Genomic DNA, 17428 nt, shown 5'->3' with positions numbered 1-17428 from the left:
TCTCTCATATTTTAACTAAAAAGAAAATGATGGTACTTGGAATGATTGTATAATCATAGGAGCTGTATATTATTGTGTAAATACTTAAAAGAAGAAAAAATAACGAAATACAAGCAACACTTTTTCCGTTTGAAACCTGAAGAAAATGCTTGGTCTTTTAGTGTAGTAATGGATTCTTTAGTTAAGAAAACAATTAGAAGATCCAACTAGTCCTAAAGCAAAGAAAAAACCAATTCAACTTTCCGCCACAAGAATCATTAAGATAAAAGCTCCAACTCATAAAATTCCAAGTGAGGGGAATCATACAAAAGAAGAAATAAAAGTTACCCTTCATCAAAGGAGAATGGTATTGCTTTCTATTTACTTAGACGCGGATCTGGAAAAATTAATAAAATTAATCTTTAAAACATCCATTTTTTGGACAAATGCTACTAATACAACGGTTTCCTTTTGTAGGACTTCATGAAAGACATCTAAAACAATTAGAAAAAACAATTGAAAAAATAAAAGGTCATAAGAAATAGTTATCACTTATAATAATTTTAATGTAATTTACTTATAGACTCTAGTGAAGTATGATAAGTAGTGGAGAAAAGTCACATTAAAAGATCTTTTCAATAGACATTAGGAGGAACACAAATGGCAAAAAGTAATTTACACAATAGCCGTACTTCTTTTTCGCTAAATGGTAAAGAATATAATTATTACCGATTAGCTGCAATAGAAGAAGCAGGTATCGCAAAAGTTTCACGCCTTCCTTATTCAATTAAAGTATTATTAGAATCAGTTTTACGTCAATATGATGGCTATGTAATTAAAGAAGATCACGTAAACCAACTTGCAAAATGGGGTAAAGACGCTAACACGGAAGCAGAAGTTCCATTTAAACCTTCTCGCGTTGTACTTCAAGATTTCACAGGTGTTCCAGTAGTAGTTGATTTAGCTTCATTACGTTCAGCTATGAATGAAATGGGTGGAAATCCTGACAAAATCAATCCCGCTATACCAGTTGATCTTGTAATTGACCATTCTGTACAAGTAGACAAATATGGTACATCATCTGCTTTAAAAGCTAATATGGATCTAGAGTTCGAACGTAATGCAGAGCGTTACAACTTCTTAAAATGGGCTCAAACATCTTACGATAATTTCCGTGCTGTACCTCCAGCAACTGGTATCGTTCACCAAGTTAACTTAGAGTATTTAGCTCCAATCGTACATGTGAACGAAACTGCTGAAGGCATTTTAGAAGCATTTCCAGACTCAGTAGTAGGTACTGACTCTCATACAACAATGATCAATGGTCTTGGTGTACTTGGATGGGGTGTTGGTGGTATCGAAGCTGAAGCAGGAATGCTTGGGCAACCTTCATACTTCCCAATTCCAGAAGTTATCGGAGTTAAATTGGTTGGGGATCTTCCAAATGGAACAACTGCAACTGACTTAGCACTTAAAGTTACTCAAGTACTTCGTCAACGTGGAGTAGTTGGTAAATTTGTTGAGTTCTTTGGTCCTGGTGTATCAAAATTACCACTTGCTGACCGTGCAACTATTGCAAACATGGCTCCTGAATATGGTGCAACTTGTGGTTACTTTGCAATTGATGAAGAGTCACTTAATTACTTACGTTTAACAGGTCGTGACGAAGAACATATTGCAGTAGTAGAAGCATATTTAAAAGCAAACGACATGTTCTTTGACCCAACTTTAGAGCCTGTTTATTCAGATGTAATAGAAATTAACTTAGCGGATATTCAAGCAAATCTTTCTGGACCAAAACGTCCACAAGATTTAATTCCACTTTCTGATATGAAAGCTCGTTACCATGAAGCAGTTGTTGCTCCACAAGGTACTCAAGGTTTCGGTTTAACAGAAAAAGAATTCGATAAAACTGCAACTGCAAAATTTGCAGATGGTGATGTAACAATCCCAACAGGTGCAGTAGCAATTGCTGCTATTACATCTTGTACAAACACATCTAACCCATACGTAATGTTAGCGGCTGGTTTAGTTGCGAAAAAAGCAGTAGAAAAAGGATTAACAGTTCCTGCTTACGTAAAAACATCTTTAGCACCTGGTTCAAAGGTTGTTACAGGTTATTTACAAGATTCAGGTCTAGATCAATATTTAGATCAAATTGGTTTCAATACAGTAGGTTACGGTTGTACAACTTGTATTGGTAACTCAGGTCCTTTATTACCTGAAATTGAAAAAGCGATTATTGACGAAGATTTATTCGTAACTTCTGTTCTTTCTGGTAATCGTAACTTTGAAGGCCGTGTACATCCACTTGTAAAAGCGAACTATTTAGCTTCACCACCACTTGTTGTTGCTTATGCACTTGCTGGTACAGTAGATATCGATTTACAAAAAGATTCATTCGGTAAAGACAAAGATGGCAATGAAGTATTCTTCGCAGATATTTGGCCTTCTACAGAAGAAGTAAACGAAGTGCTTTCAACAGTCGTTACTCGTGAATTATTCCAAAAAGAATATGCACGCGTATTCGACGAAAACGAAGCATGGAATGCAATTGAAACTTCAACTGAGTCTCTATACTCATTTGATGACAAATCAACTTACATTCAAAACCCACCATTTTTCCAAGGATTATCGAAAGAACCTGGCGATATTCAAACACTTGCTGGACTTCGTGTCGTAGCGAAATTCGGTGATTCTATCACAACAGACCATATTTCACCAGCTGGTGCAATTGGTAAAGATACACCTGCGGGTAAATACTTGCGCGAAAACGGTGTAGAAGTGCGTGACTTCAACTCTTATGGTTCTCGTCGTGGTAACCATGAAGTAATGATGCGTGGAACATTCGCTAACATCCGTATTCGTAACCAAGTTGCTCCAGGTACAGAGGGTGGATACACAACTTACTGGCCAACTGGCGAAATTATGTCAATCTACGATGCTGCTATGAAGTATCAAGAAGAGGGTACTGGTTTAGTAGTACTTGGTGGAAAAGATTACGGAATGGGATCATCTCGTGACTGGGCAGCTAAAGGAACAAACCTTTTAGGTATCAAAGCTGTAATTACTGAAAGCTTTGAACGTATTCACCGTTCTAACCTAGTAATGATGGGTGTATTACCACTTAATTTCTTACCAGGTGAAAATGCTGAATCTCTAGGCTTAACAGGCAAAGAAGAAATTAGTATAAATATTGCAGAAGGTGTAAAACCTCGTGATATTCTACAAGTAACAGCAAAAGCTGAAGATGGTTCTGTAAAACAATTCAATGTTCTTGCTCGTTTCGATTCAGAAGTTGAAGTAGACTACTACCGTCACGGTGGTATCCTTCAAATGGTACTACGTAACAAAATGCTTGAAGCATAATAAGAAAAGCACAAGCGCCCTTTAAGTATAAAACCTATTTCCAATCGTTTTCGGAGGGCTTTGGATAGTCTTGAGCTATATCATTACCGAAAGCAATATAAGAAGCAGGTCGTGACTGACGTCACGACCTGCCTCTCTTTTCGGTAATCTTATGGCTGTCGTCTGTCCGTCGCTCTCCTGAATAAGTTTAAACCCTTTTTGGATAATGAAAGAAAAGAACCTTTCTTACTCATACAGGAAACTCCCGAAGATACAATTTCGGGAGTTATTTTAATTCTTTATTTGATTTATGCTTCCTATTTTTCATGATAATGTCGAAGATTTCGCAGCGAAAAAGTTCCCGAAATCAAATTGTAGATTATTATGATCAACTAAAAAAGCATCCTCAGAGTAAGCATCATAAGGTTGCGGTAATCGCATGTGTGAATAAGTTCCTGAAAGTTTTATTTCACCTTACTCAACACAATATCCTATATGATTACGAATCAGCCAAAGTCAGTTCGGAACAGGATAATCCAATATAGCACAGAAGACCTTGCGAAAAAACAGAAATTCGTTAGGTCTGTTTGGCATGCAAATTAGAAAGAGAAAATCCTAATAATTAATTTTAAAGGTGATTATTGATAAGTTCCCTTATTCAGTGTTGATTGGAGTGCAGGAAGCGAAGCGAACGAGGGCACCATCAAAGATAATTCACTTAGTTTTATTAATAAGCTCTATATATTGTGAATCTCCATATCCTATTGTCGGGAAAAGATCAAATAATCTATTAATTAATTCTGATGTTGGTAAATTTTTATTTTTGGAAATATAATTTACTACTGCATTATTATCTTTTAACATATCTAAATATATGTCGATTGCCTGATACATTACTGGAAGTAGTTCACTTGATGGTTTTTCATGATTTACCAATACTTCTTTGTATACAGAATAATAGTGACCTAATTTAAGTTCAGTTTGACTTACTTTAAATTCATCCTCTCTAAAGCTATTTAAGAAAACTTTGCCATCATACCTGGACTGTTCAAGATAGGAAAGTATTGTAAGTAGGTTCATTTGACAAAACATATCTTCACCAAACCATAAAACGATACATTTATACTCTTTATTAAAAAGATTGTCTAATGGATCAATAACCTTTTTAATATAATTTTCTACTGATTCATGATGTCCCGATGCTCGAGTTTTTATAAACTCTTTATCAAAAACTTGTTTAGTAGTCGCATTTACACACATCGCTTCATTAAATGGAGCATAATCAGAATCTCCCATTAGTTTTTTATCTTTAAACTCTTCAAACATAACCTGACCATTCAATATATTGAGTACGTCTTTGTCAAACAACTCATTCTTTTCATTTTGTAATTTTTCAACCTCAATTTTTCTAGAAATATTCATTCTACACCATTCCTCATCCTTATTGATAGTGAGTTTAACAAATGATTGAACAGGCAATTTGTTAAGTTGAAATTCTCTCGGATTTATACCAAAAACAGTTTTAAAAGCTCTACTATAGGCTTCTTGCGAAGAATAATCGTAATCAAGGGCAATATCAATTATCTTCCTATTAGCTGCCAAATCATTAGTAGATAAATATAATCTTCTCAGAAGAATATAGCGCCTAATACTTATACCTGTTACTTGGTGAAATTTAAAAGAACAATAATACGGGGAATAACCCATATAATTAGATAGTTCATCTAATGAAAATTCATTTTTTAAATTGTCTTCAATCCAATCAATCATCAACTGTATATGTTCATTCATATGTCTCACTCCTAAAAAAATTATAGAAGGTTTCAATTTCTTTCTTTTGATATTTCTTGTGATTTATAAAATAATACTTTTACAAAATAACCTTCGAATAAAGTGTCTCATCATTTTACGATACATGTTTTTTTCACTGTCTACTTAAAAGGGACAATATCTAGGGAAGTTGAGGGAAGTGGTTGTTTTCTACTCCTTCTAGGTTTTGAGAAGTTAAATGGTAATAGGTTTTCTGCTAAGTTCATATCATGAAAATAAAGACTAGAGGAGTGAGTTAAGCGAAAAAAAAGAACCCCGTAATCGTTGGGAGTGTGTTATTTTCAGCAATCTTTATATATCTTTTTTCATATACGCAAACTACAAAATTAGTATTAGAGCTTTGTTCCCCATATTTAGAGGAACCTGAAATAGCACAAAACCTTCAATACACTTTTATGCAAAAAGAAGGCTTGTACGATCAATTGGGCCAGCGATTGAAAGAAAAAGGATATAATCATCTTATTATTACTGGTATAAATTCCAAAAAGGAAATATTAGTAAAACTTGTGCTGAAAGATATGGAAGCTAATGAACCGAGACAAGAAAAAATTAAAGAGATATTTAATGATTTCCTCATAACTAATACACTAGATCCAAATCAATTTAAAGTTAAAGTAAGTAATGATGAAAGTCTTTATTGGTAGACAATTATTTTACTTTTTTCCAATCGGGTTGGATTAGTGAAAAAACAAATGCATCATTAGACTTGTCATTTTGATAAATATAACCTCTTAAGAGACCTTCTTTTTGAAACCCTAATTTTAATAATAACTTATAGGAGGGTTCATTTTCTGGAAATGTAACCGCTCCTATTCGATATAAGTTTAATTCCTCAAAACAATAATGAATTACCGCTTCCACTGCTTCACTAATAATCCCTTTTCTCCAGTAATCAGGAATTAAGTCGTAACCTATTTCTGTTCGCTTACTAGGAAGAAGGAGATTGTTTAATCCTACTGTGCCTACAAATTCACTCGTGTCTTTCAGCACAATACCCCAACGCATCGACCGTTTTTCGATAAAGTTTTTTGAAAATGATTTGATAATATTTTGTGCTTGGTCCATTTGTGTAAAAGGTGACATACCATAGTACTCTATTACTTTATCATTTGAAAAAACACGGAAAATATCATCTGAATGTTCTTCTTTAATTTCTATTAACATTAATCTTTTTGTCTCTAAAACTGGAAATTTCATATGACTTCCTCCTATCTAGATCCATTGCAATCATCTAGATATTTTACCATATTTTTATATTTTTTAATACGTAGGAATTATCATTCAATTATGAATATTTATGTGATAGGATAAATAAAACAACTATAATTTAGATTTGGAGGTAAAGGATGGAACAAACAACGATTATCATATCTAAACTAACCCCACCCATTACTCCATCTTTTTATATGAGAAGATCATCACTCATTAAGAAATTCCGATCAAATGAAGGTAGGAAATTAACACTGATACATAGTGGGGCAGGCTTTGGTAAAAGCTCTGCTTTAGCACAGTACTATACTGATTCGAATGAATTGTTTTCATGGTACACCATCTCAGAAGAAGATGATGATATCCTTCCTTTTTTACGACATTTATTACATAGCATCCGTAGAATTGTACCCACGTTCGGAGAGGCTCTAAATGATAGAGACATAATTTCAATGTATCCAAAAGAAGAGGAATTAAAGCAGTGGTATTCTTTGTTTAGTAATGAACTTTCTATGATTCACGCTCCTTTTACGATAATTCTAGATGATTTTCACCTCATTGATCATGTGTTTCATATTAATTATATAGTGGAAAAAATAATAGAATTTTTACCTGCACATATTCATCTTGTAATTGCATCTAGAAGTCGTCCAAAATGGGCTAAGTTGGTAAATCTTAAATTAAAAGGGCAACTGGTGGAAATCAGTGAAAAAGATTTTATGTTTAATGAAGAAGAAATACAAGTTTTTTTTGAGGATTACTTTGAAAAAACTATTTCATACGATGAAGCAGTAGAAATCATGAGAATTACAGAGGGTTGGGCAATTGCAATACATTTAATTGCGATGCAGCTAGTAGAGACGAGTAAACAAATAAGCGAGTTATTTGATCCCGCTTTCAAAGATTTGTTTTCTTATTTATCCGATGAAGTATTTTTTCGAATGAATGAGGAAGATAGACAATCCATTTTAAATTTCAGTATTTTTCCAACCTTTAACTCGGAAGTAATAATGACGTTGTTTGGGGAAAATGAAGCAACTAATCTAGAAAGACTGGCGAATAGCCACACTTTTATTCAATCGTTAAGTGATACGGCTTCTTATCGGTTCCATGCATTATTTCATCAATACTTAGAAACAAAGTGGTTACAAAAAGATCGAGAGTTATATTATGACACACATAAAAGAGCTGCTACTTTTTATGCTGGTCAAAATAATCTAATTCAGTCGCTACATCATGCGGTTAAAGCAAACGATGAATATTTTCTAGGGAAAATGATTGTACATTTTGCACAGTCTATGATTAGAGCAGGACAATTTGATTGGTTGTTAGAATTATTAAAAGATCATCTCTCTGAGAAAAGAAGAAAAGAGTTTTACGAACTTTATTATTATGAAGGCGAATGTCATCGATATAGAGCTTTCTATGAGAAAGCAAAAAAGGCATATGAAATGTGTATTTTGTTTGCAAAGGAAAATGAAAATTTGCTATTTTTAAGTCGTGCTAATGCGGGTATAGCTCATATTTATCTGGATACGATACAACCGAAACTCGCAAAGCCTTTTCTTGAAGACTCGGTGAATTGGGCAATGAAGAGCTCTGACATAACAAAGCATGAAATGCTATCTCTAAAGCGTTTATTAGCAGAGAATCTTGTCAATTTAGGTAAGGCCAACGAGGCTAGAGAGTGGGTTAAACAAGAAGAATTTGATATTTCAATTCTAAGGGAAGGAAATTTAGATGCACGGATACTGCTCCGTACCGGGATGCTTAGTGAGGCACAACTTGTTTTAAGAAATAGGATAAACGACGAAATGAGTTTACCTGATTCGCATAGAGAAACTGAAGTCTTATTATCATTTATCTATTCCTTAATGGGTCAAGTAGATGAAGCAAAACGAGCTGCTATAAAAGGAATCGAAACAGGGTATCGTGAGAAGTCAGGTTTCGTAGAAGCAGTTGGGTGGATTAGAAGAGGTCATGCAGAAATATTAGATGATCCTTTTGATTTGAAAACACCTGAGAGCTATTATCTAAAGGCTGTTCACCGTATGGAAGAGTTAAATGTCTCTAGAGGAAAAGCGGAGCCATATATGGGTCTTTCAATTTTAAATTCTAGAAAAGGTTTATTTCAAGAAGCAATTTCTTACGGGGAAAAAGGGCTAAGAGAGACAGATAAAGGAAATGATTATTGGTTGTCTGCTTATATATTAATATGTTTAACGATTGTATATTTTGAAAAAGGAGAAATGGAGCAGGCGATAAAAAAAGTAAATGAAGCTAATCACCATTTTACAAGTAGTGAAGATGTTTACGGAGAAATGATTTCTCACTATTGGTACATGAATATATATAATCATCTTGGAAATAATGAAGCCTTTATTCTGCATACCGAAAAGTTTGCATTCCTTTGCATTCAGTTCCATTTTGAATTTTTCTTACTAAGAAAAACTATGTTCGGTCCTAGAGATTTGCAAATACATTATCCTTTATTTCAGAAAGCGCTTCTATTAAATACAGATTCCGACTATTTAAATTCAATTATAAGGTTGCTAAATATTAATGAAACAAGTAGTTACCCAGGCTACGAACTAACGCTTCAATTTCTTGGACCTTTTACACTTTTTATGAGTAGTAGAGAAATAAGTGAACGGAAGTGGCAGAGGGACAAGTCAAAAGAATTATTTACTTATCTTTACATCCATAAAAACCGATTCGTTCCAAAAGATGAATTGATGCGTGTTCTATGGGGTGAGGTCGATGATAAAACGGCTGATCGTGATTTTAAAGTAGTATTAAACTCCTTGTTGAAAGTAATAGAGCCAAATCGGCTGGCGAGAGTAGAATCATTCTTTATTACCCGAAAACAGTCGATGTATCGTTTAAATCCGAGTGCAACGATTTATAGTGACTTAGAATTTTTTCATGTTTATATAGAAAAAGGTATGAATGAAATAAACGCAATAACGGCCAAAGAATATTTGTTAAAAGCAGTCAATTTATATCAAGGGGAACTATTAGAAGATAAACCTACTATTGAATGGATATTACATGATCGAGAGAAAACTCGAAACGAATATCTATTAGCTATAGAACGCCTTGCTCAAACTTGTACAAGATTAAAAGAGTTTGAACAAACTATATATTGGGCTGAGAAGCTAATAAGGTTGGACCCCACTTGGGAAGAAGCATATCGATTATTAATGTTTGCTCACTATCAGCTTCACGATAGGGCAAAAGCAGTCAAATGGTATGAGCGGTGTATTTCAGTTTTAAAAGAAGAATTAAAAGTAGAACCTATGAATACTACAATTCAAATGTATGAAATGATAACGAGTTACAGTTGAGGAAAGGAAAACCTGTGCTTTAAAACAAGCTACTGTTTCCCTGTAACTCTTTTGTAACTCTTCTTTTATATTCTTAAACAGAAGCATGAGAGCGCTCACAAAAAAATAAGGGGGATTTGGATGACAAAAAAATGGGGCTTACTATTAATACTTGTTATTTTTTCGATTTTTAGTGCCGCTTGTAGCGATAAAGCAGGTACGACGAAAGAAGATGAAAAAGAAAAAGAAGAAACAACTCCCGTGTCAAGTGCAGTAACTGAAGAAGCGGGTACTATCAAAATCGGAGTTCTTGCTTCCTTGACTGGGGCCCTGGAGTCCTATGGTAAACAAACGAAAAATGGGTTTGAATTAGGACTTGAATATGCAACTGGAGGAACCATGGAAGTTGCAGGAAAGAAAATTGAAGTTGTCTACGAAGATACGGAGACAAAACCAGAAGTTGCTGTTCAAAAGGCAACGAAGCTTTTAGAAGACGATAAAGTGGATTTCCTAGTTGGTTCTTCTAGTTCTGGTGATACTTTAGCTGTTCTTCCACTTGCAGAAGAGTATAAAAAAATAATGGTAGTTGAACCTGCTGTTGCTGATAGTATTACCGGCTCAGAGTTTAATCCTTATATCTTTAGAACAGGAAGAAATTCTTCTCAAGATGCAGTTGCAGGTGCTGCGGCAATCGCAAAACCAGGCGTAAAAATTGCAACATTTGCACCAGATTACTCATTTGGATGGGACGGTGTAGCGGCATTTAAAGCGGCTGCAGAGAAATTAGGAGCAGAAGTTGTGCTAGAAGAATTTGCAGATCCAGCTGCTACTGACTTCACATCAAATTTACAAAAGATTATTCAAACAAAACCCGATTATCTATTTGTCATTTGGGCAGGAGCAAACTCTCCATGGAACCAAATTGCAGATTTAAAAATCCAAGAAAAAGGTATTAAGATTTCCACAGGTGCTCCAGATATAGCTGCATTATCTGTAATGGAACCTCTAGTTGGAATGGAAGGATTCACAGTTTACTATCATACGCTTCCTCATAACAAAGTGAATGATTGGTTAGTAGAAGAACATAAAAAACGTTTCAACGGAGTCGTACCTGACTTATTTACACCTGGTGGAATGTCCGCAGCAATTGCGATCGTTGAGGCACTGAAAAAATCAGATGGCATTGCAGATGGTACGGAACTAATTAAGGTGATGGAAGGAATGTCATTTGAAACTCCAAAAGGAACAATGACTTTCCGACCAGATGACCATCAAGCATTGCAAGCACTATACTCTATTAGGTTAGAGAAGCAAGATGGGTTCGATTATCCTGTACCTGTACTAATAAGAGAATTATCTCCAAGTGAAACCGAACCACCGATACTAAACAAAAAATAAGTAAGAAAAGCGCAAGCGCCTATTTCTGCCCCGACAGGCAAATGGGAACAGTGTAGGTCTGCAAAGTTCGCCACTTCCTGTGGCAATGCAGACATGACCCGCTTCGTGCGGGACTAGGAGGCAGCTCCCCAGCCACCACAGCTTTTTCACATTTGACCCCGAGGGGCAAGGCGCTGGAGTCTGGACAATTACTTAGTAGAAATGCATGTACTTTCATATATTTGGAAGAAGTGACGACCTAATCGACTAGGTCGTTCACTCTCCATATGATAGAGTATCTCTCTAACATATGGAGAGTGATGTTGGAAAGGAGCATTTTAATGATGGAACCTATACTAAGAACAGAAAACTTAACGATAACATTTGGAGGACAAACTGCTGTAGATCATGTGGACTTTTTCATGCCGAAGAAACAATTTAAATCGATAATTGGCCCTAATGGTGCCGGAAAAACAACTTTTTTCAATTTGATAAGTGGAGAGTTAAAACCAACTGCAGGAGATGTATTTTTTAAAGGTGAATCCATGGCCAAATATTCCTCGGTAAAAAGGACTAGAAAAGGACTTGGTCGTTCTTTTCAAATAACCAATGTATTTCCTAATCTTACTGTCATTGAAAATGTTCGGCTAGCAGTACAATCGAAAGAAAAGATTCGGTATCAAATGTTTCGCCATTTTTCATCCTATAAAAGTTTACATATCCAAGCAGAAAAATTATTAGAAATTGTGTTACTTTCCAGTAAAGCAAACTCCTTTGCAAACCAATTATCTCACGGTGAAAAAAGAAAATTAGAAATTGCGATGTTGCTTGCGCTAGATACGGAAGTATTGTTGTTAGATGAACCAACAGCTGGAATGTCTTTAGAGGAAGTTCCGGCTATTCTTGAAGTGATAAAGCAAATAAAACAAACGAATGAGAAAACAATTTTATTGATCGAGCACAAAATGGATATGATTATGGATTTATCAGACTCTATCATGGTTTTGTTTAATGGGAGATTACTAGCGGATGGTACACCAACCGAAATAATGGATAATGAAACTGTTCAGCAAGCTTATTTAGGAGGGTTGTACGATGAGCATCTTACTTAAATTAGAAAATGTCCATACATTTATCGGTCAATATCACATATTACAAGGGGTTTCTTTTGAAGCACAGGAAGGAGAAGTGAGTGTTCTATTAGGCAGAAATGGTGCTGGTAAAACAACTACTTTAAAAACCATTTTAGGGTTGACACCTGCAGCTTCTGGTTCAATCATTTTCCAAAACCAAAACATTACAAAAAATGCGACACACCACATAGCATCAAATGGAATAGGGTATGTTCCTGAGGATCAAGGGATTTTTGGAGCATTGACCGTAGAAGAGAATATTAAAGTCGCTATGAGAAAAGAAGACGATGCTGCTCATGTGAGGCAAGAATTTGTACTCGATTTATTTCCAGACTTAAAAACCTATTGGAAAAAAGAAGGGGGGCATTTGTCAGGCGGGCAAAAGCAAATGTTATCAATGGCTAGAGCGTTTGTCAATGACAGCAAGTTGCTTTTAATCGATGAACCCTCGAAAGGCCTAGCACCTGTTGTTATCGATAAAGTAATGGAAGCGATTATAGAAATGAAAAAGCAGACTTCCATTATTTTAGTTGAGCAAAATTTTATGATGGCAAGTCGTATTGGAGATACATATACACTTATTGATGATGGGGAAACTGTTCAATCAGGACAAATGAGTAGCTTAATAGAAAATGAGGAATTGAAACGAAAGTATTTAGGAATCGGGTAAGGGGGTTAAAAGATGGAGTTACTTATCAATCTATTTATAAATGGTTTAGCTACAGGAATGCTTATCTTTCTTCTTGCTGCCGGATTAACCTTAATATTTGGGTTAATGGATGTGTTGAACTTTGCTCATGGTGGGTTGTTTGCATGGGGAGCTTTTTCAGGGGTATGGTTTTATGGATTAACGAATAGTTTTACGTTTGCAATAATAGGTGCGATATTAACTGGTATTATACTTGGGTTTATTACAGAGAAAATCATTATTAAGCCAGTTTACGGGAATCATGTTCAACAAATCTTGATCACACTAGGGTTTATGATCGTATTATCAGAGATGTTAAAAGTAGTTTTCGGTCCAAATCAAATTGCAGCTAAAACACCTCCCTTACTCGCTGGAAGTTGGGAAATTGGTGATGTCATTATTATTAAATATCGTTTGTTCATCATCCTAATTGGATTTATCGTATTTGGGGGTTTTCAATTTTTGTTAAAACGTACGAAGATAGGATTAATCGTTCGTGCAGGTGTGATGAATAAAGAAATGGTGCAAGCGCTTGGGATTAATATAAAACGAGTATTTTTATATGTATTTATGGCTGGAGCAGCGCTTGCAGCACTCAGTGGAGTTCTAATGGCTCCATATTCTGGAGTAATTTATGCTGAAATGGGGATGGAATTCGCCATCTTAGCTTTTATCGTTGTTGTCATTGGTGGAATGGGTAGTTTTCCAGGATCACTCCTTGCAGCAATCCTTGTTGGGCTTGCAGGTAGTTTCATGGCTTACTACGTTCCAGCCTTATCACTTGCGGTTAATATGATGCTAATGGCAATTGTATTAATATTCCGTCCGCAAGGTTTGTTTACAGCGAAAGGATGATGTGAGATGATATCAAAATTTCAGTTGAATAATGTCATACTATTAGTCATCATAGCTGCACTCGCATTTTTTCCTTTTATCTCCGACTCACGTACATGGACGATTTTACTTACTCAAATATTTATTTTTTCAATACTTGCAATGAGTTACGATATTTTACTAGGTTATACAGGGATTGTTTCCTTCGGCCATGCTATGTTTTTCGGGATGGGTGCTTATACAACAGCAATTATGCTCAATCATTTTGAAGCTACTTTAAGTATGTTTTTCATTTCGATTATCGTTGGCATGATTATCGCAGGAGTCATCAGTTTTTTAGTAGGGTTACTCACACTAAGATTAAAAAGTCATTTCTTTGCAATGTTAACATTGGCTGTTTCAGGTTTGTTTTTAGTTCTAGCAGAAAAATGGAGAACGCTTACACATGGAAATGATGGTTTCACGTTTAGAGCACCAGAGTTCTTCAAGGATCGAATGATGTTTTACTTGCTCGTTCTCGTTTGTTTAGTAGTTGTGTACTTTTTCTTGCGAAGATTCGTGGAATCACCACTCGGAAGAATTCTAATAGCCGTCCGTGAAAATGAGCAAAGGACGAAATCATTAGGTTTTCAAACACTTTATTATAAAGTAATTGCTTCTGTCATTGCAGGAGCTGTAGCAAGTTTAGCTGGATCTCTTTATGCGGTTTCATTAAGATTTGTAAACACTAGTGTACTTACAATGGATATTACATTAGATGCATTACTTATGACAATTATTGGTGGAGTAGGTACATTAATTGGACCTATTATAGGCGCAGGTGTCATAGAGCTAGCCCAACATTATTTGTCCGGACTTGCAAAAGAATATCCTATTTTCGAAAGATGGATTATTTTCTTCGGAATTATATATATTTTAGCTGTTATCTTCTTTCCTAGAGGGATTGTTGGAACGATTCAATATGCTTTTTGGAAACGAAAAAATAAAGCAGTAAATGTAGTGATACGTCATTCCAGAAGAAAGGCGGAAGCAAAATGACTATAGGAATAGTTAGTACTGGTGTATACATACCAGATCACAAAATGACTGCGGAAGAACTTGCAAGCCTTTCTGACATACCTGTAGAAGTAGTGAAAACAAAAATGGGGATTACCCAAAAGCCTCTCCCAGGTCCAGATGATCATACCGTGGCAATGGGGATCCGAGCAGCGGAAAAAGCAATTCAAAAAGGAGCAGTGGATCCGAAAACAATTGACCTAGTCATTTATATTGGGGAGGAGCATAAAGAATATCCTTTATGGACTGCTGCAATAAAAATGCAAGAAGAATTAGGAGCCTATCATGCATGGGGGTTCGATGTGGCACTACGTTGTGGGACTACTATTATGGCAATCAAGGTAGCGAAGAGCTTGATGGAATCGGATAGTACTATTAATACCGTTCTTCTTGCAGGTGGATACCGAAATAGTGATTTTATTGATTATACAAATGAACGAACTCGTTTTATGTTTAACTTAGGTGCTGGAGGAGCAGCGATGATCCTAAAAAAAGATCATCCAGAAAATATTATTTTAGAGTCTGACATCATTACAGATGGCTCTTTTTCTGAAGATGTTGTCGTACCTGTTGGTGGGACTAAGGTGCCCTTAACTGAAGAACATTTGCAAAAAGGACTTTATCGTTTGGACGTGTTGGATCCAGCTGGAATGAAGGCAAGGCTAGAACAGAAATCCATGCAAAACTTTTTAAAAGTGATACGAAATTCTTTAGTGAAAAGCGGATTTTCTGATAACGATATCGACTATTTAGCTATTCTTCACATGAAAAAATCTGCCCATGAATTTGTACTAGATGAATTAGGTTTAACAAATGAACAATCAATTTATCTAGATAACTACGGTCATATTGGACAAATGGATCAAATAATTTCGCTTGAGCTTGCACAGGAGTCGGGAAAATTAAAAGATGGAGATTTAGCAGTATTAGTAAGTGCAGGAATCGGATATGCCTGGGGAGCAGTAGTAGTTAAATGGGGAAAGGAGTTTTAAAAATGGAATTACAAAAAGTTTTGTTAGCAAATGGAGAGACAATTGCTTATAGGGAACGACTAGGTGGAAATGCTGTGATTGTGTTAGTGCATGGAAATATGACTTCATCAAAGCACTGGGATTTGATAATAGAAAAGTTAGATAAGAAGTTCACTATATACGCTATTGATCTTAGAGGGTTTGGGGAGTCCACTTATTTTACTCGTGTACAAGGAATAAAAGACTTTTCAGATGACCTGAAAGAATTTGTTGATCTATTATCGTTAAAACAATTTCATTTAATTGGATGGTCAACCGGTGGGGCAATATGTATGAAATTTGTTGCAGATTATCCAGGATACTGCGAGAAACTTGTTCTTTTAGCATCTGCTTCGACACGTGGCTACCCATTCTTTGGAACGAATTCAGATGGAACTCAAAACCTAGAACATAGATTACAGACACTAGAAGAAGTAGAATCAGATCCATCTAAAACCCTCCCAATGCAAGGATTATATGACACACGGAATAGAGAAGGATTAAAAGCAGTTTGGAATGCAGCAATTTATACGCATAATCAGCCTTGCGAAGCTCATTATGATGCATACGTGGATGATATGTTAACACAACGAAATTTGGCTGACGTGTATCATTCATTAAACACGTTTAATATCAGTGGAGAACATAATGGCGTAAATAATGGATCCAATCAAGCAAAAGAAATCACCATTCCAACACTCATTTTAAGAGGAGATCGAGATTATGTGGTAACGGAAGAAATGACACAAGAGATAGTTGTGGATTTAGGAGAAAATGCTACGTATATTCCATTAACCAATTGCGGTCATTCACCTTTAATCGATGATTTGGAGCAGTTATCAGATCGTATCGAAACTTTCTTTACAAAGGAGAATGAAATATGAGATTAAACGAAAAAGTAGCGATTATAACAGGTGCTGCTAATGGAATAGGATTAGCTGCGGCACAACGTTTCGCAGAAGAAGGTGCGAAAGTTGTATTGGCAGATTACGATGAAATTTCTGGATCCGATCAGGCGGAAGCATTAGTAGAACAAGGTGCCAAAGTAAAATTTATTCAAGTAGATGTAGCGGACCGTGAGAGTGTGGACTCTCTTATTCAAAAAACAATTGATCATTACGGAAAAATTGATATTTTAGTAAATAATGCTGGAATAACGAGAGATGCAATGCTAACTAAAATGACAGAAGAAGATTTTTCACGTGTGTTAGATGTTAACTTAAAAGGTGTCTTTCATTGCACACAAGCAGTAGTGCCTTATTTAATCGCACAGGGTTTTGGAAAAATCATTAATACATCCTCTGTAACTGGTGTATATGGTAACGTCGGTCAAACAAATTATGCTGCATCTAAAGCAGCTGTAATTGGGATGACAAAAACTTGGGCTAAAGAGCTAGGGCGAAAAGGAATTAATGTCAATGCCGTTGCTCCAGGATTTACGCGTACAGCAATGGTTGAGAAGATGCCAGATAAAATAATAGATCAAATGAAATCCGTTGTTGCCCTCCAACGACTTGCGGATCCAAAAGATATTGCGAATGCTTATTTGTTTCTAGCTTCTGACGAATCGAGTTATGTGCATGGGCATGTGTTACAAGTGGATGGCGGTATTATGATGTAATGAAAGGAGCGGTGCAA

At 35.6% G+C, this 17428-nt stretch carries 13 protein-coding genes; 11 read left to right on the top strand and 2 right to left on the bottom strand.

Going from position 1 to position 17428, the window contains the following annotated elements; translation table 11 throughout:
- Positions 1-639: 639 nt before the first annotated feature.
- Positions 640-3348 (top strand): aconitate hydratase AcnA, encoded by a 2709-nt coding sequence (gene acnA, locus ACFVR1_RS04295; protein WP_387580787.1) that lies wholly within the window; start codon positions 640-642, stop codon positions 3346-3348.
- A 693-nt stretch (positions 3349-4041) separates the two neighbouring features.
- Here acnA and ACFVR1_RS04290 read toward each other — a convergent pair.
- The gene (locus ACFVR1_RS04290) at positions 4042-5118 is read right to left on the bottom strand and encodes a helix-turn-helix domain-containing protein (RefSeq protein WP_387580784.1); all 1077 of its coding nucleotides are present in this window, start codon (positions 5116-5118) and stop codon (positions 4042-4044) included.
- A gap of 311 nt (positions 5119-5429) precedes the next feature.
- Between ACFVR1_RS04290 and ACFVR1_RS04285 the strand changes: the two genes are divergently transcribed.
- Positions 5430-5801 carry a hypothetical protein gene (locus ACFVR1_RS04285; RefSeq protein WP_387580782.1) on the top strand — a complete coding sequence of 124 codons (372 nt, stop codon included), beginning with the start codon at positions 5430-5432 and terminating at the stop codon, positions 5799-5801.
- Positions 5802-5805: 4 nt separating this feature from the next.
- Here the strand turns inward: ACFVR1_RS04285 and ACFVR1_RS04280 are convergent, their stop codons facing one another.
- Entirely contained in the window at positions 5806-6354 is a 549-nt protein-coding gene (locus ACFVR1_RS04280) for a GNAT family N-acetyltransferase (protein ID WP_387580779.1), read from the bottom strand.
- A 149-nt stretch (positions 6355-6503) separates the two neighbouring features.
- On the opposite strand from ACFVR1_RS04280, the gene ACFVR1_RS04275 reads away from it, so the two are divergent.
- The 9 genes from ACFVR1_RS04275 to fabG all read left to right on the top strand — a co-directional run bounded on the left by ACFVR1_RS04275 (position 6504) and on the right by fabG (position 17411).
- Positions 6504-9713 (top strand): AfsR/SARP family transcriptional regulator, encoded by a 3210-nt coding sequence (locus tag ACFVR1_RS04275; RefSeq protein WP_387580777.1) that lies wholly within the window; start codon positions 6504-6506, stop codon positions 9711-9713.
- 120 nt (positions 9714-9833) lie between these two features.
- The gene (locus ACFVR1_RS04270; RefSeq protein WP_387580774.1) at positions 9834-11090 is read left to right on the top strand and encodes a substrate-binding domain-containing protein; all 1257 of its coding nucleotides are present in this window, start codon (positions 9834-9836) and stop codon (positions 11088-11090) included.
- 323 nt (positions 11091-11413) lie between these two features.
- Positions 11414-12181 (top strand): ABC transporter ATP-binding protein, encoded by a 768-nt coding sequence (locus ACFVR1_RS04265; RefSeq protein ID WP_387581240.1) that lies wholly within the window; start codon positions 11414-11416, stop codon positions 12179-12181.
- Positions 12165-12872 carry an ABC transporter ATP-binding protein gene (locus ACFVR1_RS04260; protein ID WP_387580772.1) on the top strand — a complete coding sequence of 236 codons (708 nt, stop codon included), beginning with the start codon at positions 12165-12167 and terminating at the stop codon, positions 12870-12872. The genes ACFVR1_RS04265 and ACFVR1_RS04260 overlap by 17 nt, the downstream gene beginning before the upstream one ends.
- Positions 12873-12884: 12 nt before the next feature.
- On the top strand, positions 12885-13745 hold the full coding sequence (locus ACFVR1_RS04255) for a branched-chain amino acid ABC transporter permease (RefSeq protein ID WP_387580769.1): 861 nt from the start codon (positions 12885-12887) through the stop codon (positions 13743-13745).
- Between the two features lie 6 nt (positions 13746-13751).
- A complete protein-coding gene (locus ACFVR1_RS04250; RefSeq protein WP_387580767.1) occupies positions 13752-14762 on the top strand; it encodes a branched-chain amino acid ABC transporter permease in 1011 nt (336 codons plus the stop codon).
- Complete coding sequence (locus tag ACFVR1_RS04245) at positions 14759-15772, top strand: 3-oxoacyl-ACP synthase (RefSeq protein ID WP_387580765.1); 1014 nt, start codon at positions 14759-14761, stop codon at positions 15770-15772. The genes ACFVR1_RS04250 and ACFVR1_RS04245 overlap by 4 nt, the downstream gene beginning before the upstream one ends.
- 2 nt (positions 15773-15774) lie before the next feature.
- Entirely contained in the window at positions 15775-16674 is a 900-nt protein-coding gene (gene phaZ, locus ACFVR1_RS04240) for an intracellular short-chain-length polyhydroxyalkanoate depolymerase (RefSeq protein ID WP_387580763.1), read from the top strand.
- The gene (fabG, locus tag ACFVR1_RS04235; RefSeq protein ID WP_387580761.1) at positions 16671-17411 is read left to right on the top strand and encodes a 3-oxoacyl-ACP reductase FabG; all 741 of its coding nucleotides are present in this window, start codon (positions 16671-16673) and stop codon (positions 17409-17411) included. The genes phaZ and fabG overlap by 4 nt, the downstream gene beginning before the upstream one ends.
- The last annotated feature ends 17 nt before the right edge of the window (positions 17412-17428 follow it).

The sequence above is a fragment of the Psychrobacillus sp. NPDC058041 genome (assembly GCF_042885655.1).
Taxonomy (GTDB): domain Bacteria; phylum Bacillota; class Bacilli; order Bacillales_A; family Planococcaceae; genus Psychrobacillus.
This window is presented reverse-complemented; position numbering and strand designations above follow the sequence as displayed.

What these genes read in the sequence shown, in the direction of transcription:
- ACFVR1_RS04290 (WP_387580784.1), bottom strand. Translation starts at nt 5,118, where the DNA reads ATGAATGAACATATACAGTTGATGATTGATTGGATTGAAGACAATTTA.
- ACFVR1_RS04260 (WP_387580772.1), top strand. Translation starts at nt 12,165, where the DNA reads ATGAGCATCTTACTTAAATTAGAAAATGTCCATACATTTATCGGTCAA.
- acnA (WP_387580787.1), top strand. Translation starts at nt 640, where the DNA reads ATGGCAAAAAGTAATTTACACAATAGCCGTACTTCTTTTTCGCTAAAT.
- ACFVR1_RS04245 (WP_387580765.1), top strand. Translation starts at nt 14,759, where the DNA reads ATGACTATAGGAATAGTTAGTACTGGTGTATACATACCAGATCACAAA.
- phaZ (WP_387580763.1), top strand. Translation starts at nt 15,775, where the DNA reads ATGGAATTACAAAAAGTTTTGTTAGCAAATGGAGAGACAATTGCTTAT.
- ACFVR1_RS04270 (WP_387580774.1), top strand. Translation starts at nt 9,834, where the DNA reads ATGACAAAAAAATGGGGCTTACTATTAATACTTGTTATTTTTTCGATT.
- ACFVR1_RS04250 (WP_387580767.1), top strand. Translation starts at nt 13,752, where the DNA reads ATGATATCAAAATTTCAGTTGAATAATGTCATACTATTAGTCATCATA.
- ACFVR1_RS04275 (WP_387580777.1), top strand. Translation starts at nt 6,504, where the DNA reads ATGGAACAAACAACGATTATCATATCTAAACTAACCCCACCCATTACT.
- ACFVR1_RS04255 (WP_387580769.1), top strand. Translation starts at nt 12,885, where the DNA reads ATGGAGTTACTTATCAATCTATTTATAAATGGTTTAGCTACAGGAATG.
- fabG (WP_387580761.1), top strand. Translation starts at nt 16,671, where the DNA reads ATGAGATTAAACGAAAAAGTAGCGATTATAACAGGTGCTGCTAATGGA.
- ACFVR1_RS04280 (WP_387580779.1), bottom strand. Translation starts at nt 6,354, where the DNA reads ATGAAATTTCCAGTTTTAGAGACAAAAAGATTAATGTTAATAGAAATT.
- ACFVR1_RS04265 (WP_387581240.1), top strand. Translation starts at nt 11,414, where the DNA reads ATGGAACCTATACTAAGAACAGAAAACTTAACGATAACATTTGGAGGA.